Origin of the sequence: Paracoccus sp. IB05, from assembly GCF_016405985.1 — a bacterium.
Classification (GTDB): Bacteria; Pseudomonadota; Alphaproteobacteria; order Rhodobacterales; family Rhodobacteraceae; genus Pseudogemmobacter.
In genome coordinates, this window is the sequence record NZ_JAEFCF010000021.1 from 64,099 (window position 1) to 88,658 (window position 24,560).

General features: G+C 63.8%; 22 protein-coding genes and 2 tRNA genes. 15 read left to right on the forward strand and 9 right to left on the reverse strand.

The annotated features are described in order from the left end of the window. Positions 1-12: 12 nt before the first annotated feature. The 4 genes from JC607_RS14675 (at position 13) to JC607_RS14690 (ending at position 3,074) form a co-directional block, all read left to right on the forward strand. Positions 13-942 carry a LysR family transcriptional regulator gene (locus JC607_RS14675; protein ID WP_198837657.1) on the forward strand — a complete coding sequence of 310 codons (930 nt, stop codon included), beginning with the start codon at positions 13-15 and terminating at the stop codon, positions 940-942. A 179-nt stretch (positions 943-1,121) separates the two neighbouring features. Then, positions 1,122-1,727: a hypothetical protein gene (locus JC607_RS14680; RefSeq protein ID WP_198837658.1), complete on the forward strand. Its 606-nt coding sequence runs from the start codon at positions 1,122-1,124 to the stop codon at positions 1,725-1,727. Then, positions 1,724-2,170, forward strand: coding sequence for a methylated-DNA--[protein]-cysteine S-methyltransferase (locus JC607_RS14685; RefSeq protein WP_198837659.1), 447 nt, complete (start codon positions 1,724-1,726; stop codon positions 2,168-2,170). The genes JC607_RS14680 and JC607_RS14685 overlap by 4 nt, the downstream gene beginning before the upstream one ends. A gap of 67 nt (positions 2,171-2,237) precedes the next feature. Continuing rightward, positions 2,238-3,074, forward strand: a complete 837-nt coding sequence (locus JC607_RS14690) for a DMT family transporter (protein WP_198837660.1) — start codon at positions 2,238-2,240, stop codon at positions 3,072-3,074. A 146-nt stretch (positions 3,075-3,220) separates the two neighbouring features. Here JC607_RS14690 and JC607_RS14695 read toward each other — a convergent pair whose 3' ends face one another. From JC607_RS14695 to JC607_RS14710, 4 genes are all read right to left on the reverse strand, one after another. Beyond that, positions 3,221-3,925 (reverse strand): phosphatidylcholine/phosphatidylserine synthase, encoded by a 705-nt coding sequence (locus tag JC607_RS14695; RefSeq protein WP_198837661.1) that lies wholly within the window; start codon positions 3,923-3,925, stop codon positions 3,221-3,223. A 46-nt stretch (positions 3,926-3,971) separates the two neighbouring features. Then, positions 3,972-4,934, reverse strand: a complete 963-nt coding sequence (locus JC607_RS14700) for a tyrosine recombinase XerC (RefSeq protein ID WP_198837662.1) — start codon at positions 4,932-4,934, stop codon at positions 3,972-3,974. After that, positions 4,931-5,641: a DUF484 family protein gene (locus JC607_RS14705; RefSeq protein WP_198837663.1), complete on the reverse strand. Its 711-nt coding sequence runs from the start codon at positions 5,639-5,641 to the stop codon at positions 4,931-4,933. The genes JC607_RS14700 and JC607_RS14705 overlap by 4 nt, the downstream gene beginning before the upstream one ends. Before the next feature lie 220 nt (positions 5,642-5,861). Then, positions 5,862-8,054, reverse strand: coding sequence for a primosomal protein N' (locus JC607_RS14710; RefSeq protein ID WP_233092914.1), 2,193 nt, complete (start codon positions 8,052-8,054; stop codon positions 5,862-5,864). Between the two features lie 119 nt (positions 8,055-8,173). Here JC607_RS14710 and fsa point away from each other — a divergent pair, with 119 nt between their 5' ends. Continuing rightward, a complete protein-coding gene (gene fsa / locus JC607_RS14715) occupies positions 8,174-8,827 on the forward strand; it encodes a fructose-6-phosphate aldolase (RefSeq protein ID WP_198837664.1) in 654 nt (217 codons plus the stop codon). A gap of 887 nt (positions 8,828-9,714) precedes the next feature. On the opposite strand, the gene JC607_RS14720 is transcribed toward fsa, so the two are convergent. Next, positions 9,715-9,798, reverse strand: a tRNA-Tyr gene (locus JC607_RS14720). A gap of 190 nt (positions 9,799-9,988) precedes the next feature. Here JC607_RS14720 and rlmB point away from each other — a divergent pair. From rlmB to JC607_RS14745, 5 genes are all read left to right on the forward strand, one after another. Then, positions 9,989-10,765 (forward strand): 23S rRNA (guanosine(2251)-2'-O)-methyltransferase RlmB, encoded by a 777-nt coding sequence (gene rlmB / locus JC607_RS14725; RefSeq protein WP_198837665.1) that lies wholly within the window; start codon positions 9,989-9,991, stop codon positions 10,763-10,765. Between the two features lie 417 nt (positions 10,766-11,182). After that, complete coding sequence (ccrA, locus tag JC607_RS14730) at positions 11,183-12,475, forward strand: crotonyl-CoA carboxylase/reductase (protein WP_198837666.1); 1,293 nt, start codon at positions 11,183-11,185, stop codon at positions 12,473-12,475. Between the two features lie 181 nt (positions 12,476-12,656). Next, a complete protein-coding gene (locus tag JC607_RS14735) occupies positions 12,657-12,833 on the forward strand; it encodes a hypothetical protein (protein WP_198837667.1) in 177 nt (58 codons plus the stop codon). Between the two features lie 125 nt (positions 12,834-12,958). Beyond that, positions 12,959-14,500, forward strand: coding sequence for an ATP-dependent RecD-like DNA helicase (locus JC607_RS14740; RefSeq protein ID WP_198837668.1), 1,542 nt, complete (start codon positions 12,959-12,961; stop codon positions 14,498-14,500). A gap of 129 nt (positions 14,501-14,629) precedes the next feature. Continuing rightward, positions 14,630-14,866, forward strand: coding sequence for an Lrp/AsnC ligand binding domain-containing protein (locus JC607_RS14745; protein ID WP_198837669.1), 237 nt, complete (start codon positions 14,630-14,632; stop codon positions 14,864-14,866). On the opposite strand, the gene JC607_RS14750 is transcribed toward JC607_RS14745, so the two are convergent. Both JC607_RS14750 and hpbA read right to left on the reverse strand, forming a co-directional pair. After that, a complete protein-coding gene (locus JC607_RS14750) occupies positions 14,863-17,058 on the reverse strand; it encodes a thiamine pyrophosphate-dependent enzyme (RefSeq protein WP_198837670.1) in 2,196 nt (731 codons plus the stop codon). The two genes, JC607_RS14745 and JC607_RS14750, sit on opposite strands and share 4 nt — an antisense overlap. A 632-nt stretch (positions 17,059-17,690) precedes the next feature. Continuing rightward, positions 17,691-19,727, reverse strand: coding sequence for an N-methyl-L-proline N-demethylase HpbA (gene hpbA, locus JC607_RS14755; RefSeq protein WP_198837671.1), 2,037 nt, complete (start codon positions 19,725-19,727; stop codon positions 17,691-17,693). Between the two features lie 123 nt (positions 19,728-19,850). Here hpbA and JC607_RS14760 point away from each other — a divergent pair, with 123 nt between their 5' ends. Both JC607_RS14760 and JC607_RS14765 read left to right on the forward strand, forming a co-directional pair. Then, entirely contained in the window at positions 19,851-20,489 is a 639-nt protein-coding gene (locus JC607_RS14760; RefSeq protein WP_198837672.1) for a TetR/AcrR family transcriptional regulator, read from the forward strand. A 38-nt stretch (positions 20,490-20,527) separates the two neighbouring features. After that, a complete protein-coding gene (locus JC607_RS14765; RefSeq protein WP_198837673.1) occupies positions 20,528-21,313 on the forward strand; it encodes a YdcF family protein in 786 nt (261 codons plus the stop codon). Between the two features lie 19 nt (positions 21,314-21,332). On the opposite strand, the gene JC607_RS14770 is transcribed toward JC607_RS14765, so the two are convergent. Together JC607_RS14770 and JC607_RS14775 are read right to left on the reverse strand one after the other, a co-directional pair. After that, entirely contained in the window at positions 21,333-22,394 is a 1,062-nt protein-coding gene (locus JC607_RS14770; protein WP_198837674.1) for a quinone-dependent dihydroorotate dehydrogenase, read from the reverse strand. A gap of 10 nt (positions 22,395-22,404) precedes the next feature. Continuing rightward, positions 22,405-22,743, reverse strand: coding sequence for a DUF952 domain-containing protein (locus JC607_RS14775; RefSeq protein ID WP_198837675.1), 339 nt, complete (start codon positions 22,741-22,743; stop codon positions 22,405-22,407). 166 nt (positions 22,744-22,909) lie between these two features. On the opposite strand from JC607_RS14775, the gene JC607_RS14780 reads away from it, so the two are divergent. The 3 genes from JC607_RS14780 (at position 22,910) to JC607_RS25425 (ending at position 24,413) form a co-directional block, all read left to right on the forward strand. Next, positions 22,910-22,983, forward strand: a tRNA-Gly gene (locus tag JC607_RS14780). A gap of 522 nt (positions 22,984-23,505) precedes the next feature. Continuing rightward, on the forward strand, positions 23,506-24,135 hold the full coding sequence (locus JC607_RS25420; RefSeq protein WP_233092915.1) for a hypothetical protein: 630 nt from the start codon (positions 23,506-23,508) through the stop codon (positions 24,133-24,135). Then, a complete protein-coding gene (locus tag JC607_RS25425; RefSeq protein WP_233092916.1) occupies positions 24,120-24,413 on the forward strand; it encodes a hypothetical protein in 294 nt (97 codons plus the stop codon). Before JC607_RS25420 ends, JC607_RS25425 begins: the two co-directional genes overlap by 16 nt. Positions 24,414-24,560 lie beyond the last annotated feature (147 nt).

Sequence of the window (24,560 nt, forward strand, 5' to 3'; positions counted from 1 at the left end):
ATAGGTCTGGCGATGTCGCATCCTCATCTTGAAAGCGATCTGATGCGTGGCTTTCTCGCCGTGGCCGAAGCCGGCTCGGTGACGCTGGCGGCCGCGCGGCTGGGCCGGACGCAATCGGCCGTCAGCCTGTTGATCCGGCGGCTGGAGGACAATCTTGGCCAGCCTTTGTTCCAGCGGCTTGCGCGCGGGGTCAGCCTGACGGCGCGTGGCGAGCAGCTCTTGCCCTATGCGCAACGCGTGGTGGCACTGCTGGATGAGGCGACGCTGGCATTGCGGGAAAAACCGCTGACCGGGCCGGTCCGGGTGGGCATTCCGGATGAATATTCCGGCACCATCCTGCCGCGCGCGCTTGCCGCCTTTGACGAACGCCATGAAGGGCTGCAGGTCTCGGTCCTGTGCGACCATTCCGAAAAACAGCTGGAAGCGCTGGAGGAGGACCGGCTGGACATCGCGGTGATCCATGACACCAGTTATTTCCAGGAAGGCGAGCTTCTGGCCATCGACCCGACGGTCTGGGTGACCTCGATGACCCATATGCAGCATCTCAGAAGCCCGCTGCCGGTCTCGGTCTATATCGCAAGCTCCTGGTGTCGCGAATTTGCCGAGGCGGCGCTGAACCATCAGGGGCTGCGCTGGCGGCGGGCCTGGTATTGCGATGTGGCCAGCGGCATGCGCAATGCGGTGACGAATGGCATGGCGATCTCGCCGCTGTCGCGGTCGACGATCCCGGTCGGATGCCGCGAACTGACGGTGGAAGAGGGCTTCCCGGCGATTGATTCGGCGCGGGTGCTGCTGCGGCGCAATCCGCGAGGCGGCTCGGCGGCGATCGAGGGCATGGCGGCGGTCCTGCGCGAGGCGTTCCGGCCACTCGCCATGGCGCGCGCGCCGGGCACCGAAGAAAAGATCGCGCCCGAGCGCAGCGTGCTGGCACCCCGCTGCTGATTCACGCCGTCCGGATCAGCTCTGACGGGGCCGGACCTGGCAGGACCGGATCTGGCAGGACCGGATTTGACGGGGCGCGGTGCTTGGCAGCGGGGGGCCGGCATGCCAGTCTCAACCGGGCCAGTCTCAACCGGGCCAGTCTCAACCGGGCCAGTCTCGCATGTGAAGGAGACCCTCTGATGCGAAAGATCCTGTTTCCGCTGCTGCTGGCGACGGCCAGCCCGGCCTTTTCTCAGGCGGCTCTGCCGGAGGATGCCACCGCCATTGCGGCTTTTTCAGCGACCTTCGCCGAAGAGTGCATCGGGGCGTTCTCCGAAGATGGCCGGCTGCTTGAGCCTCCGAAGCGGTTCGAGGTCGAAAGCCCCGCCAGCTGGGGCGATCCGATCCCGAAGGTGGTCTGGGAGTTCCGCTGCGACATTTACGCCTATAATACCTCGCAGGTCTTCATGATCTCCTCCGATCTGGGCGGGGTGATACCGGTGGGCCTGACCCGGCCAACGCTGAAGATCGAATATGACGAGAAGGCCGCGGCGCCCGGCGAGACGGATAGCGTGGTGAGCCTGCTGGAGATCAATGGCTGGAGCGCGGATCTGCTGGCAATCAATGCCGGTTTCGATCCTGAAACGCTGCAGATTTCGTCCCATAGCTTCTGGCGCGGGATCGGGGATGCCTCGGATACCGGGGTCTGGCGGCTGCAGGATGGCGGCTTCCGGCTGGTGCGCTATGAGGTGGATGCCAGCTATGATGGCAAGGGCAATCCCGTCACCCTGGTGAATTTCGAATGACGCATTTCTGCCTCACCCCCTTTGGTCCCGTCTCATTGCGCGATGATGGGCAGCGGATCACCGCATTGGTTTGGGGGGAGGGTGACGGCGGGACCAGCCCGCTGCAACGCGAGGGGCTCGCGCAGCTCTCGGCCTGGTTCGGGCGCCGGCTGGTGCGGTTTGACCTGCCGCTCGACTGGGGCAGGGGGCTGCATGAAAAGGTCCGCCGCGCGATGGCGGCGATCCCTCAGGGCGAGACCCGCAGCTATGGCGAGATCGCGAAGCTGACAGGCGCGCCCGCCCAGGCTGTGGGGCAGGCCTGCGGCGCCAATCCGATCCCGATCATCATCCCCTGCCACCGGGTGCTGGGCGCAAAGACGCTGGGAGGCTTTTCTGCCCCCGGCGGTGTCGAGACCAAAGTGGCGCTCTTGCGGTTCGAAGGGGCGGCAGGGCTCCTGATATGAGCGCGCTTGCCGCCGGCGCCGCACCGTGCCAGAGATCGGCGTAACGGAACTGTAACGGTTTTTCATCGTGACCTTTGGCGTCTTTCTTGCTGTCATGGCAGCGGCCTTCCTCCATGCGCTGTGGAATGCGCTGATCAAACTTGGCACCTCCAAGATAGGTGCAATGGTGGTCCTGTCGGTGATGGAAGTGCCGATCGGCCTTGGCGTTGCCTTTTTCATGGGGCCGATCAATCCGGCGGCAATCCCCTGGGTGATCGCGGCGGGGATCACCCATTTCGCCTATAAGTACTTTCTCAGCTATGCCTATGAGCGCGGTGATCTGAGCCGCGTCTACCCGATTGCGCGCGGCGCGGCGCCGATGCTGGTGACGGTGGCGGGGATATTCCTGCTGACCGATGTGATGAGTTCGCGCCAGTATCTCGCCATTGCTGTGCTGGCGGCGGGGATCCTGATGATGGCACGGGGCGTGTTCTCGAGCGACGAGAACCGCAAGCTGGTGCCCTTTGCACTTGGCTCGGCCCTGGCGACCGCCTGCTATACGCTGATCGACGGCCAGGGTGCGCGGATCTCGGGCAATGCCGTGTCCTATATCGCCTGGGTTTTCGTGGCGGATGGGCTGATTTTCTCGCTGGGGATGCTGGCCATGCGCGGTCGCAAAGTGGTGCCGATGGGCTTTCAGGCCTGGAAGATGGGCACGATCGGCGCGGCCGCGAGCTTTGGTGCCTATGCGATCGCGGTCTGGGCGATGACGATCGCGCCGATTGCCCTGGTGGCGGCGCTGCGGGAAACCTCGATCCTGTTCGCGGTGCTGATCGGCTGGCTGGTGTTTGGCGAGAGGATGAGCCGGGACAAGGCTGCGGCGGCGCTCGTTATTGTTGCCGGGGTGATCCTGACAAGGGTGTAACAGAGAGGGGGCCAGCCCCCTCGGCCCCTGCGGGGCCTCACCCCCGGGATATTTGAAGACAGAAAATGAAGCAGTTCAGTGAGGTCATTTTCTGTCTTTAAATATCCCCGCCGGAGGCTTCCCCGGCCTGTCCGGGTGAGGCTGGCTTACCTGACGCGCCGGATCCCTTCCGGAATGATCTGCTGCAGGATACCGGCCAGCGCGAGATAGAGCGAGGTCACGATCAGCCCCCAATGGGCGAGGCTGCCTTCAGCGAAGTCCATCCAGGCGGCCCAGGCGGCAAAGACGATCCAGGCCACCGAGACCGGCAGCGAGACATTACGCCAGCGTTTGGTCCGGGTCGGGTGGATGAATTTCAGATTGGTGAACATGGTCACCGTCAGCGCGATCACGAGAGCCAGGATCACCCCTTGCGCGGGGGCGACCGCAAAGAGCACCAGCACGACCATGTTCCAGCAGGCCGGAAAGCCCGCGAAGCTTTTGTCGCGGGTCTTCATCCTTGTATCGGCGAAATAGACCACCGAGCCGAAGACGATCACGATGATCGCGATCCAGCCCGTCCAGCCCGTCAGCAGCCCCGATTTGAACAGCGCATAGGCCGGAATGAACACATAGGTCAGATAATCGACAATCAGATCCATCAGCACGCCGTCATAGGTCGGCCAGTTTTTCTGCACATCGAATTTGCGCGCCAGCGGCCCGTCGATCCCGTCGACAATCAGGGCGACGACGAGCCAGAGGAACATCAGGCTCCATTTTGCCTCGACCGCAGCCAGCATCGCCAGCATTGACAGCACCGCGCCAGAGGCGGTCAGCAGATGAACGGAAAGGGCTTTATAGCGGTCTGACATCACAAACTCATGAAGTAAAAGCGCCGAAAGTGCAATCTCCGGCGGGTCAGGAAACCCCCCGTTGCGGCGAAGAATGCGCACGGGGATGCGCGGCTGCATAGACATCCATCAACCGCGCGGCGTCAACCGCCGTATAGGCTTCGGTGGTCGAAAGCGAGGCATGACCCAGCAATTCCTGGATCGAACGCAGGTCTCCACCCGCCGACAGGAGGTGGGTCGCGAAGCTGTGCCGCATCGCATGCGGGGTTGCGGTTGCCGGCAGGCCAAGCTGCAGCCGCGTCTGTTCCATCGCCTTCTGGATCAGCCGCGGGTTCAGCGCACCACCGCGGGCGCCCCGGAAAAGCGGGTCTGCCCCGGAGATCTGAAAGGGACAGAGCCGGACATAGTCCGCCACAGTCGCCCGCGCCGCCGGCAGCACCGGCACCAGCCGCGTCTTGCCGCCCTTGCCGGTGATCCTCAGCATATCGGGCAGCGGCTGATCGGCGCCAGTCAGCGACAGCGCCTCGGAAATCCTGAGGCCGCAGCCATAAAGCAATGTCACCACCGCCATATCGCGCGCCTGCTGCCAGTCGGTCCGCGCCTGCAACGAGACGGTTTCGATCATCCCGAGCGCCTGGGTCTCGCTGAGCGGTCTCGGCAGGCGACGGCGAAATTTCGGGCCCCGCGCCGAGAGGATCACGGTCGCCTCGCCCAGCCCCTCCTGCCGTTCGGTCAGCCAGCGCGCGAAGCTGCGCACCGAAGACAGCGCCCGCGCCAGCGACCGCGCCGACAGCCCACGCTTGCGCTCATATGCCATCCAGGCCCTGAGGTCGGACTGGCTCATGCCGGCAATTGTCGCCGGCCCGGCCGGCCCGCCATGATGCGCGGCGAGAAAACCCATCCAGTTCACCACATCATGGCGATAGGCGATGATTGTGTGATTGGAGGCATTGCCCAGTGCCGAGAGCCCGGCCAGCCAGTCGCTCAGCGCCGCCCGCATCTGTGGTGTCAGCGCGGCAAGATCGCTCATGACAGGAAACGGCGCATGGAGCGCTCAAAAACCCCCGCGAAGAAGGCCAGGAGATCGGTGCCCTGGGTCGGGCGGAACTGGTGCGGGTCTTCCGCGCCAAGCGCCAGCATTCCCGGCAGCCGCCCCGGACCGAAGTCGAGCTGCAAAAGCGCCTCGGAGCGGATAAAGCCATGGCCGCCATAGATGCGGTCGCACGCGGCCTGAACCTGAGCCGCCACGGGGCGCAGGGTGACGCTGCGCGGGGCGGTCTTGCGGCCGGCGGCGAGATAGCCGGCGCTAAAGCCGGGATCGGCGATCAGCAGCACATTGCCCAGCCGTGACAGGGCGGGATCCCCGGTCTGATCGCCGCCGCCCGCACTTTCCAGCACCAGCCGCACCCGGTCGACGCGCAAAGTTGCCGCGACCTCCCCTGAAAGGCCGGCGAGAAACCCGGCGAAATCCGGCGGGTCGAGCATCTGCAAAATGGCGCGGTGGATTTGATTGGTGCCGGCAAGGTTCTCATAGGCGGCGGAAATCACCGAGCGATGAGTGTCTTCCAGCCGCTCCAGCCTTGTCTCCAGCCGCTGCATGGCGATGCCGCGCAGGTCAATGACATTGGAGCCCATCGCCCGCTCATTCGCCGCCACCAGGGCATTCATGAGGTCGCGGTCATCCAGCAGGTTTTCCGGCTCCGCAAGAATGCGGTCGCGCAAGTCAGGTTCGATCATTGCAAGCTGCTCGGTGTTTTTTTCGTTGTTCGGGGTCAAATATAGCAAAAAAGGGAAAGCCTGAGGAAGCATTTCCTTTCGCCCCGGCGCAAACCGCCGCGCGCGTGGCATATCTGCCTCCGGCGGGAGTATTTGGATCAGGGGAAAGCCCCTTCCCCTGATCCAAATACTCCGGGGGAGACTGCCGGAGGCAGTCGGGGGCGGCGCCCCCTTCGCAAGGTTACAAAAAGCTCTGCGGGTCGATGTCTATGGCGAGGCGAATGCCCTTCGGCTGGCGGGTCTGTCTGAGCCAGGCCGCAATCGCGTTTTGCAGTGCTGCGCTTTTCGGGGCGCGGATCAGCAGGCGGACGCGGTGGCGGCCGCGGACTCGGGCGATGGGGGCGGGGGCCGGGCCGAGCACTTCCCCCCCCGCCTGGCGGATCGGGCCGTCGGCACGGGCGAGATCGGCGCCGAACTCAAAGAGCGGCTGCAGATCGGGGCCGGAGAGGATGATCCCGGCAAAGCGACCGAAGGGGGGAGCGCTGGCGTGGCGGCGCTCATCTGCCTCGGCCCGCCAGAAGGCTTCTTCATCGCCACCGAGAATGGCGCGGATCACCGGATGTTCGGGCTGGTGGGTCTGCAACCAGGCCTCGCCCGGTTTCTCGGCGCGCCCCGCCCGCCCCGCCACCTGGCGCATCAGCTGGAAGGTGCGTTCGGCCGCGCGCAGATCGGAGCCTTGCAGCCCGAGATCGGCGTCGATCACCCCAACAAGCGTCAGATGCGGGAAATTGTGCCCCTTTGCCACGATCTGCGTGCCGATGATGATATCGGCGCCGCCCGCCGCGATCTCTTCGATCTGCGCCTTCAGGGCCCGGGCCGAGCCGAAGAGATCCGAGGACAAGACCGCCACCCGCGCCTCGGGGAAGCGCGCGATGACCTCTTCGGCCAGCCTCTCTACACCCGGGCCGATCGCGGCCATCCGGCCTTCGACCCCGCAGGAGGGGCAGCTTTCCGGCACCGGTTTCGTCGCGCCGCATTGATGGCAGACGAGACGTTTGAGGAAACGGTGCTCGACCATCCGCGCGTCACAATGGTCGCAGCCGACCTGCTGGCCACAGGCGCGGCAGAGCGTCACCGGCGCGAATCCCCGCCGGTTGATGAACAAAAGCGACTGCTCGCCCGCCTTGACCCGCGCCTCGACGCCCTTCGCCAGCGCCTCTGACATCCAGCGATCCGCCGGCAGTTTCTCGCTTCGCATGTCGATGGCGCGCATCGCGGGCATCTCGGCCGCCCCGAAGCGCGAGGTCAGATCCAGACGCAGGTAGCGGCCCTGATCGGCATTGACCCAGCTTTCGAGCGAGGGCGTCGCCGAGGCCAGCACCACCGGGCAATGGGTGATCGAGGCCCTGAGCACCGCCATGTCGCGGGCATTATAAAGCGCGCCCTCTTCCTGTTTGTACGAACTGTCATGTTCTTCATCGACCACGATCAGCGCCAGGTCCTGGAAGGGCAGGAACAGCGCCGAGCGCGCGCCCACCACCAGCCCGACATCGCCGGTGCCGGCCATTTTCCACAGGCGGCGGCGCTCGGTCTGCGTCACGCCGGAATGCCATTCGCCGGGGCGGGCGCCGAAACGGGCCTCGACGCGCGCCAGAAAATCGGCGGTCAGGGCAATCTCCGGCAGAAGAACCAGCGCCTGGCGGCCCCGGCGCAAGGCCTCGGCCACGGCTTCGAGATAGACTTCGGTTTTGCCGGAGCCGGTGACGCCTTTCAGCAGGACCGGCCGGAAATCGCCCTTGCCGACCATCTCGCGCAGCACCTCGCCCGCCGCGATCTGATCGCCCGAAAGCCGCCCGGGCCGAAGCGCATCCAGCTTGGGATAGGGCAGGTCGCGTGGTGCCTCTTCCTCGGAAATCACCCCAAGCTTCACCAGCCCCTTGACGACCGAGGCCGAGACCGAGGCGGCTTCGGCCAGCTCGCCGGGCAGGACCGAGGCGCCGCCGAACTGGCGCAGCGCCTCGATCACGCGGTGGCGTGCATCGGTCAGCTGGTTCGGCACCGGCCCGGTCAGACGCAGAACTTTGCGCATCGAGGGCGGATCCGTCAGCCCCGGCGCGCGCGTTGCAAGTCTGAGCATCGAGGGCAGCCAGGTCATGGTGTAATCGGCAGCGCGCGTCAGGAACTGGCGCAGCTCGGCCCGCATTGGCGGCACGTCGAGCACCTGCCGGATATCGCGCAGCTTCGCGCGGTCGAAATCGCCAAGCCCCGGGCCCCAGACCACACCCAGCACCCGGCGCGGCCCCAGCGGCACCTCGACGAAATCGCCGGTACCGCAGCCGCCCTCCGGCGCGCGGTAGTCCAGAAACGGCCCGAGCGGCTCGGTGGTCAGCACCGTCACCGTCTCGCCCGCCTCGAAAACCCGTTCTGCCATCATTTCCGTTAGCGCTCACATTTCCGGGGCCGGACCCTCTTTCGTCCCAGGCCGCTTTGCGGTAATACCTCTCCCGACCCCCTTTCTCCACCCACCTGGCCGCCCAATGGGAGCATGACGCCATGAAATTCTTTGTCGATACCGCTGATGTGGATGCCATCCGTGAGCTGAACGATTTCGGTATGGTGGATGGTGTGACCACCAACCCGTCGATCATCCTGAAATCCGGACGTGACATCCTGGACGTCACCAAAGAGATCTGCTCGATCGTCGCTGGCCCGGTTTCGGCCGAGGTCGTCGCCGATAAGGCCGATGACATGATCGCCGAGGGCCGCAAGCTGGCCGAGATTGCGTCGAACATCACTGTCAAAGTGCCGCTGACCTGGGACGGTCTGAAAGCCTGTAAAGTGCTGACGGGCGAGGGCAGAATGGTCAATGTGACGCTTTGCTTCTCGGCCAACCAGGCGCTGCTGGCGGCAAAAGCCGGTGCGACCTTCATCTCGCCCTTCGTTGGCCGTCTGGATGATATCAACCTCGACGGGCTGGATCTGATCCAGGATATCCGCACCATCTATGACAATTACGGGTTTGAGACCCAGATCCTCGCGGCCTCGGTCCGCACCGTGAACCACGCGAAAGACTGCGCGCTGATCGGGGCTGACGTGATCACCGCGCCGCCTTCGGTGATCAAGGCGATGGCGAACCATGTCCTGACCGATAAGGGGCTGGAGCAGTTCGCGAAAGACTGGGCCAAAACCGGCCAGAAAATTCTCTGACCACGGTCTCGGGTCGCGCCGGGGGGGCTTTGCCTCCCCGGCGCGACCCGCCGACATCTGCCGGTTGTCTCAGGCCCGTGTTTCCGGTTGTGTGTGCGTCGCCGATGGGCTGTGACGGCCCGGGCGGATGCGCTGTTTGCCTTATCCTGCGCGCGGTCCTTTGTGATGCTTTCCGGCGCAGCGCACTATTTTCTCTCATTTTTTATCCGACCCAGGCGCGGAGCAGGACCGATTTTGCCCGGTTTGCCGTTTGGAACTGGCGCAGGATGTGGCTGACGCCGTGTTCCGGCTCGCGGGCGAGGCCGCGCTCGGCGCGTTCCCATCCAAGGTCAAAAGCGACAGGCTGCATGTCAGCAGGTGAAGTGAGCCCGATGGACTGTGCAACAGGTGGCCATAAGCACTGAGCCGTCTCGCGGACGAGTCGCGTTTCTAATTCGCGGGGGGATTGCGATCCGGGCAACCGTCTGGCCGTGTTGGCAATGGTCGCGCATCCGGCTCTCTAACCAAAGTCGAGCCGCATCGACTTCGCGCACTCCTCCGCTCGCGCGTTAAGGCGGGGATGCTGGATGGAGCGCGAGGCCCCATGGCCTCAGGGCGCCGCGAAGGCCAGATTGCCCGCGTCTGCGTGGTGCCGCCGCAGTCTCGGACCATTTCCCGGATGGGCGACCCGGTCAGCACGGCCAACCTGGGACAGGACCGCCCTGAAAAAGGCGAGCCCCGGGCGGCAGGCATTCCAGACCGCGCGTGATCCTGAACTGCAAACGCCGCGACAGGCTGACTGTACGAGGAAACCAGGCGGGAAGAGTTTGACAAACATCTATGCTGATCCGGGCGGGCTCAATGGCCTGTCTTACAGGATCAATCCCATAACGCATTGTTATGATTGATGGTGGGCGACCCTGGAATCGAACCAGGCATGAGTCTCCTCGGCGGAGTTACAGTCCGCTGCCGCACCTTGCAGCACGTCGCCCACAGTGCGGGCTTACTAGATTCTCCGTTCTGCCCCGTCAATGCCCTATCACCGCTTTTGTGACGATCTTTCGTGTGATCGGCTCGGGACCTGGCACATGATCCGCTTTTGCCTTGCGCTTTTCGCTGGATTCGGCCTTTTGTCCCCGGAAATCTATGATGCGTGATCTGGAGCCAGACGGGGATAATGCGATGAAAAAACCAGCCTGGGTGGTCGATAAGGAACGCGCGAAGCGGGCAGAGGCGAAAGAGACCGTCTGGCTCTTCGGGCTGCATGCCGTGCGTGATGCGCTGTTGAACCCAAAGCGCGAGAAACTGCGTCTCGTGGTGACCAAGAACGCATTCGACAAGCTTGAGGATGCGATCCTCGCCTCGGGGCTTGAGCCGGAGCTGGTTGATACGCGGGCCTTTGACGTGCCGATTGATCCGGGTTCGGTGCATCAGGGCGCCGCGATGGAGGTGAAACCGCTCAACTGGGGCAGCCTTGAGGAGGTCGCGGTCTCGGGCGAAGGTGCGCCGCTGGTCGTGCTGCTGGACCGGGTCACCGATCCGCATAATGCCGGAGCGGTGTTGCGTTCGGCCGAGGTTTTCGGAGCGCGTGCCGTGATCGCGCCGCGCCATCATTCCGCGCCGGAGACCGGGGCGCTGGCGAAAACCGCCTCTGGCTCGCTGGAGCGGCAGCCCTATCTCAGGGTCACCAATCTTGCCGATGCGATGAATGAGCTGCGCGATATGGGCTTTTTGCTGATCGGCCTTGCCGGCGAGGCGGATCTGACGCTGTCGGATGCGCTGAGCCAGGCCGGTACGCGTCCGGTCGGGCTGGTGATGGGCGCCGAGGGGCCCGGCCTGCGCGAGAAAACCCGCGAGACCTGCGATCTGATCGCGCGCATTCCGGCGGCGGGCGGCTTTGGCAGTCTCAATGTCTCGAATGCGGCGGCGGTGGCGCTTTACGCAGCCACGATCCGTTAAGGGAGAGGCATCTGCGGCGGGGCGGTTTGATCACAAAGATGCGAACGCCCCTTTAAGGCAGCAGTAATGTTTCTAAGTCACAGTCATGAGGCACGGGATCTGGAACCCCCGTACCTTGTTTGCACTGTCCCTCGTTCCGCACCTGGCGCCCGCGCGATCTGCGCAGGGCGCCTTTTTCTTTTCCGCTGCATTCTCTGCACTGTCCCGGGCCGCGGGCGCGCCTTTTTTTTCGCGCCGGAATGGCCGCGCGACAGGCTGAAGCGCTGTCCTGGCTTGCTTCCAGTTGGCGCTGCGGCGCGGCAGACATAAAATTACCTAAACTATCCAAATGTGGTTGCATTGTTGCGTGATGAATTTTAAACCTCCTGACAACGGCCCGCTGATTCTGCAGCGCGGCACGAAATCAGGAGTTCGCCCATGGCACTGGACAGGCAGGCACCGATCATGACCTATGATGCCCCCAAGAAAGATCTCTACGAGATTGGCGAGATGCCGCCGCTCGGCCATGTACCGGCGCAGATGTATGCCTGGGCGATCCGCCGCGAACGTCATGGCGAGCCGGAAACCGCGATGCAGCTTGAGGTGGTCGACACCTGGAAGCTCGACAGCAATGAGGTGCTGGTGCTCGTGATGGCGGCCGGGGTGAACTATAATGGCGTCTGGGCCGGTCTCGGCGTGCCGATCTCACCGTTTGATGTGCATAAGCAACCCTATCACATCGCGGGCTCGGATGCTGCGGGCATCGTCTGGGCGGTGGGCGATAAGGTCAAGCGCTGGAAGGTCGGCGATGAGGTTGTGATCCATTGCAACCAGGATGATGGCGACGACGAGGAATGCAACGGCGGTGACCCGATGTTCTCGCCGACCCAGCGGATCTGGGGCTATGAGACCCATGACGGCTCATTCTCGCAATTCACCAAGGTTCAGGCGCAGCAGCTGATGGAGCGCCCGAAACACCTGACCTGGGAGGAATCCGCCTGCTATACGCTGACGCTGGCGACCGCCTACCGGATGCTCTTTGGTCACGCGCCGCATGACCTGAAACCGGGGCAGAATGTGCTGGTCTGGGGGGCGAGCGGTGGCCTCGGATCTTATGCGATCCAGCTGGCAAATACCGCGGGCGCCAATGCGATCGGCGTGATCTCGGATGAGAGCAAGCGCGATTTCGTCATGTCGCTGGGCGCGAAAGGCGTGATCAACCGCAATGAGTTCAAATGCTGGGGGCAGCTGCCGACGGTGAACTCGGACGAGTATAATGTCTGGCTGAAAGAGGCGCGCAAATTCGGCAAAGCGATCTGGGACATTTTCGGCAAGGGCGTCAGCCCGGATATCGTGTTTGAGCATCCGGGCGAGCAGACCTTCCCGGTCTCGTCGCTGGTGTGCAAAAAAGGCGGCATGGTGGTGATCTGCGCCGGCACCTCCGGCTTCAACTGCACCTTTGACGTGCGGTACATGTGGATGCATCAAAAGCGCCTCCAGGGCAGCCATTTCGCGCATCTGAAACAGGCTTCCGCCGCCAATAAACTGATGTGTGAGCGCCGCCTTGATCCCTGCATGTCCGAGGTTTTTCCCTGGGCCGAGATCCCGCGCGCCCATACGCTGATGTGGAAGAACCAGCATAAGCCCGGCAATATGGCCGTGCTGGTCCAGGCACCGCGCACCGGGCTCAGGACTTTTGAGGATACGCTGGAAGCCAGCCGCAATCGCTGATCAGCCTCATCTCTGATCTGCCCAGACCGATAAGGGCCGTATCCGGTAAGGATGCGGCCCTTTTCATTTATGGTTGCGAGATTCGCGATTATGGCAACAGTTTGTTCAGGAAGTGGCGGATACTCTCACGCTTCGGAGGAATGGTAAGAATGTTACGGGTTTCCCTGTTTCAGGTGACAGTATGGGGCACGACTGGGTTTTCGATGTCCTGAAGGACTTGCGCGCATATGCGCTGACGAATGACCTTCCCGCGCTGGCGCAGAAGGTCGAAGAGGCTTTGCGCGCCGCCGAGCTGGAGATTGGCAAACCAGCGGCAAAGGACGGCAAGCGCCCGAATCCCAAAGGGCTGCCACACTGAAATCTGCGATGCCGGCAGTTGTCGCGCATGTGTTTTCAGCGCATCGTGGTCCTGGCCGGGCGTGGCGCATGTGAAGAGCCTGGCGCCGCTGGCGCTTGCGGGCGGCAAAGGATAGTCTGCCCGCCATGCAGGCACTGGCCCCCACTTTTTCTGACGATCAGGCCGAGGCCTGGGACCGTATTTCCTCCGGGTTGAAATCCCAGGGGGTTGATATCGACAATGGCATATTGCTGCCGCCGGGCGAGGGGCTTGCCTCTGTCATGGCGGTGATCGGCAAGGCGGGGTCAGGGAAAACGCTCTTGCTCGCCGAACTCTACAAGGCGCTGAAAGGCGCCGGGGTCGAGATCGTCTCGGGTGACTGGGAAGGCAAGCGCCGCAAGGAGCGCCGCAGTCTCGCGATCCTTGCGCCGACCAACAAGGCGGCCTCGGTTCTGCGCCAGCGCGGCGTGCCGGCGACCACCATCCACCGTATTTTGTATACGCCGCTCTATGACCCGCAATATGAGCGGATCGCCGAATGGCTCGCGGGTCAGGCTGAACGGCCGAAAGTCGAGGGGCTGACCGAGGAGGCGCTGGACCGCGCCCATGCCTTTTATCAGCAGGTCGCGTCGATCCCCGGCGCGCTGGCGGCGGCAGGGCTGAAAGGGTCTGATTTCATTCAGGGCTGGAAGCGGCGGGAAGATCCGCTGGATATTGGCTTTGTTGATGAGGCCTCGATGCTGGATGAACGGCAGTTCAACGATTTGCAGGAGATCTTCCCGCGTCTCGTGCTGTTCGGCGATCCGGCGCAGCTGGCGCCGGTCGGGCAGTCGGGCAAGATGGTGTTCGAGGGGCTGGAGCCGAAACAGCGGCTGAGCCTGCACCGCATCCACCGTCAGACCCAGGACAATCCGATCCTCGATCTCGCGCATGCGCTGGCGGATGACAGCATCGGCTTTGACGATTTCGAACGGCTGGTGCGCGAAAAGGCGGGTCAGGATGACCGGGTCATGTGGTCGGAACGGGTCGATGCCGATCTGATGGCGCGCTCGCCGGTTCTGGTGTGGCGCAATGCAACGCGGGTTAAACTGATCACCGCCTTTCGCCTTGGTCACAACGCCCCCGCCGATGATCTGATGCCCGGCGAGCCGCTGATCTGCGACGGGCTCGAGCTGCCGCTGAAACACCGCAAAAAACGGGTGGATCTGGAGGCGCGTGGCCTGATCAAAGGCGCGCAGGTGATCTATCTGGGGCCGGGAAATCGCTCGGGATTTGCGAAACTGCATGTGCTGGGGGCAGAGGATCCGCAGCTCTCGGTCGCCTCGATCATCAAGATCGAACGGCCGGAAGAGGAGGAACCTTTCATTCCCCATGCCCATACGATGGGGGCGGCGTTCTTGCATGGGGCGGCGGTGACGATCCATAAGGCGCAGGGCTCGCAATGGCCCGAAGTGCAGGTCTTCGCACCCGATCTTGCGGCGGCAGCCTGGGCGAACCGGACCGAGGCGGGCGTGCCCCTGTGGAAACGCCTGGCCTATGTGGCGATCACGCGGGCTGAAACGCGGTTGCACTGGGTGGTCAGGAACCGGCTCGCGCGGCCAAAACAACTGTTGGGAATCTCCGACCTGCGGGCGGCGCCAAAACTGGAGCTGAAATCCGAAGATGACCGGGCCGACGCGGGCGCATGAAGCGGGCCGCCCGGAGTTTTTGAAAAACTCCGGCACGATTTCTTGCAAGAAATCGTTTCGCGGTCGCGGGGGGATTTCCCTTTGATCAGGGCGGCGCTAGGCTGCGGCGAAAGAAGAGAGGGCACTCCCATGTCACTGGTTTTCGTTCAGATACGCTGCACTCCGGGCCGCACTTACGAGGTCGCAGATGCGATCTGGGACCGGGAAGTCGTCAGCGAGCTCTATTCGACCAGCGGTGATTTCGACATTATCGCCAAGGTCTATATCCCCGAGGGCGAGGATACCGGCCATTACCTGTCGTCAAAGCTTTTCGACATAGCCGGCATCCAGCGCACCCTCACAACCATGACCTTTCGCGCGTTCTAGCGCGCCAGCAACTGCCGGGCGGCCAGGATGATACTGTCTCGCGACGGCAGAGTTGCGGCATAGGCCGGTCCGGTCGGGATGAAACTGTCTTCCGCCGTATGCCGTGCAAGGCGCGCGATGCCCGCCTCGGCGAGATGCGCCATAAGTGCCTCGGCCAGCCCGCCTGAGCGGCGGGTTTCATCGACCACCAGCACATGATCGCAGCCCTGCACTGCCCGGATCAGCGACTCTGCCGGCAGCGGCGAGATCCAGCGCAGGTCGATGATCCTGATCCCGATCCCGAGCGCCTCCAGCGCCGGCCGCGCCTGTTCCGACAGATAGCGGCCATTTCCATAGGTCACAATCGCCAGATCCTTACCATCTCCCGCCTGGCCGATCTCGCCCAGAGCGATTCGCTCGCCCAGGGCGGGGTAGTGCCGCAGCCAGCCACCATCCTTCGCCGCACAGAGGTCGCGTATCGGGTAAAGCGCGATGGGTTCCAGGAAAACGACCACCCGCTGTTCTTCCCGCGCAAGGCGGTGGCATTCACGCAGCATCCTGACCGCCTCCGCCCCATCCGAGGGCACCGCAAGGATCAGCCCCGGAATATCGCGCAGCACCGCAAAGCTGTTATCATTGTGGAAATGACCGCCGAACCCTTTCTGATAGCCCAGGCCCGCGATCCTGAGGACCATCGGATTGCTGAACTGCCCCGTCGAGAAGAACGGCAAAGTCGCAGCCTCGCCCCGGATCTGGTCTTCGGCATTGTGCAGATAGGCGAGGAACTGGATCTCCGGCATCGGGACAAAGCCATTTTGCGCCATGCCGATTGCGAGGCCGAGAATGGATTGCTCATCGAGCAGCGTGTCGATCACCCGGTCCGGCCCGAACCGGGACCGGAGTTTTTGCGTCACACCGTAGACGCCGCCCTTGCGCCCCACGTCTTCGCCCATCAGCACCGTTTCTCCATGTTCCAGCATCAGGTCCGAAAGCGCCCAGCCGATCAGACGCGACATGATCTGGGGCTCTTCCATCGCTTGCAGATCGCTGCCGAACATGGCTGCCCGGGCAGCGGCTGGCGGCGCAGTGACCGACCGGCAGTTGCGCAGGGGCGGGATCACCGATTCCATGACATCGGCGGCGGTTGAGAGATGTGGACGGGTGATCACCTTCTGCGCCATTGCCGTGACCTCCGCCGCGACAGAGGTGTAGATATCCAACAATTCCACCAATGTTGCCGCCCCGGATTCCACCAGCAACCGCACAGAATGCAACAATGGGTCATTCGCCTCCTCGGCCTCGACCTCGGCTTTCGGCAGATAGGTCGTCGGCATATCCGCCCCGGCATGGCCATAAAGGCGCAGCATCGAGATATGCAGGAAGGCGGGTTTGCGACGGCTCCGGACGAAAGCGGCGGCGGCCTGGCTGGTCGCGAATGTCTCAAAGATGTCCAGCCCGTTGCAGGCGAAATATTTCAGCCCCGGTCGCTGGGTGAAATTCGCCGCGATCCAGCCCTTCGGTGTAGGGGTGGAAATCCCGATCCCGTTATCCTCGCAACAAAAAAGCAGCGGCAGCGGCAGCGACTGATACGCCGTCCAGGCGGCTGCATTGAAGGCCCCCTGCGCGGTGGAATGGTTTACCGAGGCATCGCCGAAACTGCAAAAGACCAGCCCGTCATCGGGGAGGATCGCATGTTCCGGCCGGTGCCGTTTCGCCGCCCCGATCGACCAGGCCGCCCCCACCGCCTTTGGCAGATGGCTTGCGATGGTCGAGGTCTGCGGCGGGATGAAAAGCGCGCGCGAGCCCAGCACCTTATGCCGGCCACCCGAGATCGGATCCTCGGAAGAGCAGGCGAAGGACAAGAGCATGTCATGCATCATCTGGCCGGGGGGATAGGCCTCGGGCAGTTGACTGGCACGCTGGATCTGGAAGCCCGCATCGCGGTAATGCAGGAAGGCCATATCCGTGACGCGCAACGCTGCCGCGACCGCCGCCATACCCTCATGGCCCGACGAGCCAATCGTGTAGAACCCGGTCCCTGCGGCCTGCATCGCGCGCGCCTCGCGGTCAAGCGCGCGGCTCAGGCAGGCAGAGCGGTAGATCGACAGCGCCAGATCCCGGTCAAGCGGGCCCCGGGGCGCAGGGCCGGGCGGCAGATCGCCGCTTGCCACCCGCCGCAGGAAATTCTCGTGCACGATGACCGAACGGCCCATGATCGCCTCCTGCTACCTCTGGTCTTTCATCCGGGATTCCCCCGCGTTATGCCATAAAGGATTGCTCACAACATCATGCGGGTTCGGAAGCGCGGGGTCTTGCCCTCGCTCCCGCTGCACGCCACCTTTGAGGCGGCGGCACGAATGGTATCCGTCACCGGGGCCGCAGTCGCGCATCGCGATGTTTCGATCAGTATTCTCAGCCGGCTCGTGCCGTTTGATTTTCGCCAGGACCTGGCTGATGCTGCACTTTTTTCCGGCCAGCCAGACCGGGGCGGCGCCGGTATTCTGTACCCGATGAGACCGCGCGTGCATGCACCCAGGCAGATACCCGGCTATCACTTAGAAAAAGCGGGAGATACCTATATGCGCCGCTTTCGCACCTGGCCATCCCTCCTGACGCCAGGGAGGATGGGCTGCGCGCAGGGCGTCGATCACAGAGGCAGCCAGGGGATGCTTTTTCGACCGGCTCGCGACCCTGGCAGAGGTGGCGGTGGCCGGTTAAGGCGCGGCGCCCGACCTTACGATCAGGAGCGCCGGGGCCTGGCACCTCGCCTGGCCGGCGGCCCGGCCCGATTATCCGCCGCTGATGCGGTTTCGGGCCTGGCTGACCGCCGAAATCATGGCGGCGGTCACAGATCCTTAACCAGCCTGAGCGCGTCATAAATCGCCGCATGGGTGTTGCGCGCGGCCACCGCATCGCCGATCCGGAACAGCCGGAAGGCGCCTTCCGGGTTCGGCCGCAGCCCCTGAAACCCTCCGGTCGAGAGCGCCTCGTAATCCACCTCGCCCAGGTTCGAGGACAGCGGTTTCAGCGTGAAATAGAGATCGTCAAGCGGCCTCGTGCCATGGTTCACAACCACCTGATCCACCAGGCGTTCGCGCCGGAAGTCGCCGTAATCACTGCCTAGAACGGCGCGCAGCCGGTTGCCTTCGCGCGTGACCGACATCAGGCGCCAGGTCACGGTAAAGGTCGTGTCACGCTTTTGCAGATTGCGCATATAGGGCACGAGATTCATCGCCATCACCTCGGGCGAGAAGCTGCGATCCGGCGTCACGATCTCGACGCTTGCCCCGGTGGCCGAGATCAGATCGGCGGCCTGCAGCGCCGCATGATCGCCCGCATCGTCATAGATCAGCGCGCTCGCCCCCGGCTTCACATCGCCCGCGAGAATATCCCAGGCCGAGACGACCAGGTCATTGCCGGCCTCCAGCACTTCGGTATGGGGCAGGCCGCCGGTGGCGATGATCACCTCCTCGGGCCGGGTCTCCAGCACCGTTTCCGGATCGGCAAAAGTGTTAAAGCGGAACGTCACCCCCTGGGCCGCGCATTGCGCCATGCGCCAGTCGATGATCGAGATCATCTCGCGCCGCCGCGCATCCTGGGCCGTCAGGCGGATCTGGCCACCGGCCTGGTCGGCGGCCTCAAGCACGGTGACGGCATGACCGCGGGCAGCGGCCACCCGCGCGGCCTCCATCCCGCCGGGGCCGGCACCGATGATCGTCACCCGTTTCGCCGCAGGGGCGGGGGGGATGTCATGCGGCATCGTTTCTTCGCGGCCCGAGGCGGCATTGTGCAGGCAGAACGCCATGCCGCCCTGATAGATGCGATCAAGGCAGTAATTCGCGCCGACACAGGGGCGGATATCGTCCTCGCGCCCTTCGCGCAGCTTCCTGACCAGATGCGGGTCGGCGAGATGCGCGCGGGTCATGCCGACCATATCCAGCTTTCCAGAGGCAATCGCATGGCGGGCGGTCGGAATGTCGGGGATGCGGGCGGCGTGGAAGGTCGGAAACCCGGTCGCGGCCCGGATCTCGCCCGCGAAATCAAGATGCGGGGCCGAGGGCATGCCCTGGACCGGGATCAGATCGGTAAGGCCCGGATCGGTGTCGATATGGCCCTTTACCACATTCAGGAAATCGACCAGCCCGCTGTCGCGCAGACGCCGCGAGACCTCCAGCCCCTCATCAGGACCCATGCCGCCCTTCAGATCCTGGTCGCCGGTATAGCGCAGCCCGACGATAAAATCCGGCCCGCAGCGGTCGCGAATGGCGCGCAGCACGTCAAAGGTGAAGCGCAGCCGGTTGTCGAGACCGCCGCCATAAGGCGCGTCGAGATCATTTGTCAGGGGCGACCAGAATTGTTCCAGAAGATGGCCGTAAGCTTCCAGCTCGATCCCGTCGACGCCTGCCGCCTTCATCCGCTCGGCCGCATCAGCGAAATCGCGGATCACGCGGGCGATGTCCCAGTCTTCCATGCGTTTGGGGAAGGCGCGATGCGCCGCCTCGCGCTCATGCGAGGGGGCCAAAACCGGCAGCCAGTCGCCCTTGTCCCAGCGGGTGCGACGCCCCAGATGCGTCAGCTGGATCATCACCGCCGCGCCATGGTCGTGACATTCATCGACCATCTGCTTCATCCAGCCGACCACCTCATCTTTCCAGGCGAGGATATTGTTGAACACCGGCGGGCTGTCGCGCGCGACACTGGCCGAACCTGCCGTCATCGTCAGCGCAACCCCGGCTTTGGCGCGTTCGACATGATAGGCGCGGTAGCGGCCTTTCGGCATCCCGTCCTCGGGATAGGCCGGTTCATGGCTGGTGATCATGATCCGGTTTCTCAGAGTCAGATGTTTCAGCTGAAAGGACTGGAGGAGGGGATCATTCGACATATCGGGCAAACCTGCTGGACCTGTTTGGCGGCAAGGATGAAAGGAATGTTCACACGTGTCAAGTTTAAGGTCATGACTGAACATTGCGTTGCGCCAAGGGGACGCAACGGCTAGGCTCTGGCCATGGAAACAGGCGATATTCCCGAAACCGGCTGGCGCGGCTCGCCGGAAATCTGGCTCGAAGCGGCCTATGCGGCGCTGATCGAGGGCGGCATTGATCAGGTCAGGATCCTGCCGCTGGCGGCGCAGCTGGGCCTCGCGCGGACCAGTTTTTACTGGCATTTCAAAGATCGCCAGGCGCTGCTGACCGCGCTGGCAAAGCGCTGGGAGGCGCGCACCACCGTCCCGTTGCTGGCGGCCTGTGATGCTTACGCGGCGTCGGAGGCCGAGGCGCATCTGAATGTGATCTCGCTTTTTCTTGACCGCGCGGTGTTTGATGACCGGCTGGAATTCGCGGTGCGGGGCTGGGGGTTGCAGGATCCCGATATCGCCGGGCGCATCCGCGAGGCCGATCAGCACCGCCTCGACGCGCTTTGCGCCATGCTGATCCGCTGGGGCCACGCGCCCCATGAGGCAGATGTGCGCGCCCGTGCCATCTATCTGACGCAGATCGGGTATATCTCGATGCAGGTCAGCGAAAGCCTTGCCGACAGGATGCGGCGCATCCCCGATTATGTCGCGATCTTTTCCGGCGGTCCGCGCCCCGATCCGCAGGAACTGGCGCGGTTTCACGCCCGCCACCGCTTTTCGCCGCCCGGCTGAGGCTTGCCCGCGTGCCCCGACCGGGGCAGAAGACACCCATGGACACGCTTTTCTTCATCGCTTCGAAACTCATCTGGGGTCTGATCGGCCCGGAGAGCTGGCTTTTCATCGGTCTTACACTTGCCGCGCTCGGCCTTCTCCTCGGCCGGCGCCGCCTGGCGGGCTGGTCGCTGGGCCTGACGCTGGGTTTTGCCCTGAGCGTTGCGATTCTGCCGGTCGGCGATATGGCGATGCGGCCGCTGGAGGAGCGCTACCCGATCCCGGACCTGCCGCCGGAGGTCACCGGAATTATCGTACTCGGCGGTGCCGAGGACGGGATCTGGACCGTCCAGGGGCCGCAGGTGCGCTTTAACGAGGCCGCCGAACGGTTCACCGAAGGGCTGCGACTTGCGAAACTTTACCCCGGGGCAAAGCTGCTCTTCTCGGGCGGGATCGGCGCGATCGGCAATATCGAGGCGATCCGGGTGCCGCCGGAACAGACCACCGCGGGCGTCTTCTTCCTGGAACAGGGCATTCCGCCCGCGCAGATGGTGATCGAATCCGCCTCACGCAATACGGCGGAAAACGCGCGCCTCAGCTATGAGATGATGCAGCCGCAACCCGGCGAGACCTGGATCCTCGTGACCTCGGCCTTCCATATGGAGCGTTCGATCCGCACTTTCCGCGCCGCCGGATGGACGGAACTCCTGCCCTGGCCGGTGGATTTCCGGGCGCGGCCCTTCCGCTGGGGTGTCGGCTGGAACTTCGCCTATAACCTGCGGCAGCTGAATGTCGCGGCAAAGGAATATGTCGGGCTGCTGGCCTATAGCCTGACCGGACGCTGAGGGCGGGGCCGCTGAAGGCCTAGAGCCAGCTTCCCCGACCGCTGCCAACCGCATCCCTGACCGAGGCATAGCCCTCGCGCGCGAGGATCGCGTCAAGCCCGCTCGCGATCCGGCCGATCAGCGAGATCCCTTCATAGACCATCGCCGTATAGACCTGCACTGCCGTGGCACCGGCGCGGATCTTTTCCCAGGCCTGTTCGGCCGAGCCGACACCGCCGACCCCGACCAGCGGGATCCGGCCCTCGGTCAGCTGCGACAGCTGCGCCAGAACCCGGGTAGAGCGTTCAAACAAAGGCGCGCCCGAGAGCCCGCCGGTCTCGCTCTTATGGGAGCTTACAAGCCCTTCACGCGACAGCGTGGTATTGGTCGCGATGATCCCCGACAGGCCCGAGCTCACCGCCACTTCGGCAATCGCGGCGAGGTCTTCGCCGGTCAGATCGGGGGCGATTTTCAGGAAGACCGGAATCGGGCGGGGCAGGGCGGCGCGGGTCTCCATCACCCCCGCAAGCAGCGCGCGCAGCGCCGCCGGCCCTTGCAGATCGCGCAGCTTTTCGGTGTTGGGCGACGAGACATTGACGGTGGCGAAATCGACGAAAGGCCCGCAGGTTGCCAGGACTTTCGCGAAATCCTGCGCGCGATCGGCGGAATCCTTATTGGCACCAAGGTTCAGCCCCACCGGCACCGGCCCGGGGCGGCGCGCCTGCAACCGGGCGGCAATCGCTTCCATCCCCTCATTGTTGAACCCGAAACGGTTGATCGCGGCACGGTCTTCGGTCAGGCGAAAGAGGCGCGGCTGCGGATTGCCCATCTGCGGGCGCGGCGTCGCGGCGCCGACCTCGACAAAGCCGAACCCCGCCCGCGACAGAGCCGCAATCGCCACCGCGTTCTTGTCATAGCCCGCCGCGAGGCCAATCGGATTTGGCAGCATAAGCCCCGCCAGATCGGTCGGGAGCCGCGCTGAGGTCACCAGCCCCGGCAAAGGGGCCAGCCCGGCGCGCAGCGCGGAAAGCGACAGCCCATGGGCGCGTTCGGGATCGAACCGGTGCAAAAGACAAAGGCCGGCGCGTTCGATCAGGCTCATGGTGTTTTCCTCAGATCAGGCCTTCGGGGAAGATATGGCCGGTCGCGCCCAGCGGCAGCGATTTGTCCCAGACCACATCTGCCAGCCGCAAATTGCGGTAGAGATGCGGGAAGAGCGCGCCGCCCCGCGATTCCTCCCATTTCAGATCGGGGGCAAGGCGGTCGGCATTGCAGGCCACCAGCACAAGGTCGCTTTCCGCGCTGAAATGCTTCGCCGCAGTTTCCGCCGCCTGGGAGGGGGTCGAGAAATGGATATAGCCATCGGCGAGATCAACCGGCGCGCCGGCGGTTTCGCCGGCGGCACGGAAAGCATCCCATTCGGGGCGGCGGAATATCTTGAGGATGAGCATGGCGCGCTTCCTGCACCCGAAGGGCGGCTGCGTCAAATGAAAACCGGCAAAAACCGGGGTTCCGGGCCCGGGATGTGCAAGAAGCCACCTTGCCGCGCTTGCACAAGCGCGCGAAGCCCGCTATCTGAAGAAAACTGTCGCCGGCCCTAAGGGCGAGGCAGCAGATGCGGGCGTTGTGTAATGGTAAGACCCCTGCCTTCCAAGCAGGAGACGCGGGTTCGATTCCCGCCGCCCGCTCCAGCTCATCCCGACCACTTCAGGGCCGAAACACCATTGATATCAAAGGCTTATTGGTGAATTTTGCATCCTGATTGCAGGCGCTTCGCGCGCCTGCCTGAAATTTTCGTGCATCATTTTGTACATCACTTCCCTTGGCGATGATGTCCGCGGCTGTATTTCAGGCCAATGGGAATCATCCTGGGCGGCAAACCTGTTGCCTCAAGAGACGCATCCCGGTGCGCTATTTGGGCATTTGCGAGCGCCCCCGGCTGGTTGTTACCCTCAACCGATTCTCGAAGCGAGGCTGAAGATAAGGCCCGTGCAGTCTGAGATCAGCACATCCTCGGATGGGAAGCAAAGCTCGCAGGCCGGGAAGATGATGCCCTTGTCTGCTTCGATGCCGCGCGCAATCTCGCCCAGACAAGGGGCTTCCGATATCTCCCGGTCGGGCAGGTGGAGGCTCAGCCCCTGGCTGAAATCGTAGAGCGGGCCCGGCAGTCCCGGGACGCGGCCGGAAACTCCGGACCGGAAGAGGCGGCCGCATTGCTCGGCCTTGCCAGGGCGCCCGCCATATCAATCACCAGGGCCCCCGAGCTCTTCCGGGGCCTGGCGGAGGAACGTATTCACGGCAAAGACGCCAATCAGCTGCGCATATGGCGCAACCAATGCAAGCGCGCGATGTCAAACTTGATTGAGGTGACAGGCGACATCGCCATCAACGACATCAGCCGCGACAATGCTCTCGATTTCCGTCAGTGGTGGTGGGAGAGGATCCGCGACGAAGGTCTGGCCGCCAACAGCACCAATAAAGATATTTCGACCCTCTCAGGCATCTTGCATACCGTGAATGACATGAAGCGCCTGAGGCTGGATCTGCCCCTTGAAAAGCTGGCCTTCACCGAAGGGGAGCAGAATACCAGGCTGCCGTTTTCTGATGAATGGATTCTGGATCACATTCTGCGGCAGGGTGGATTGAATGGTCTGAACGATCAGGCTCATGACATTCTGAGGATCATGATCAACACCGGCTGTCGACCGGCCGAGATCGCCGGCCTGCTGCCTGGTCACATTCACCTTGAGCATGACGATCCGCATATTTCGATCGAGCCTGAAGGTCGCCAGCTCAAACGGTTTACGCGCGCCGGAAGATCCCGCTCGTGGAGGTCAGTCTGAAGGCGGCTAAACGCCACTCTGGCGGCTTTCCCCGGTATGACGCGAATGGCTCACTCAGCGCTGCCGTCAATAAGTTTCTGCGGGAAAACGCCCTGATGCAGAGCACCGAGCACAGCATGTATGGTTTGCGTCACAGCTTTGAGGATCGGTTGCTCGCGGCTGGTGTGGATGAGCGGATCCGGGCCGACCTGATGGGGCATAAGCTTCAGTGTGAGCGGTATGGGGCCGGTGCGCCACTGGAGACGACCACGGCAATTCTTCGGGTGGTCGCGTTCTGACTTGCGCTCAGGTGACGGGTTGCAGCACTAGCATCGCCAACCGTCGCGCAGCATGAGGCCAAGATGGAGGGGCTGGCCGCGCGTCTGGCCTATGGACCTGTCCCGGTTCTGTTCCGGTCTTCTGAGAGCGATGCTCTCTTCAAAGGA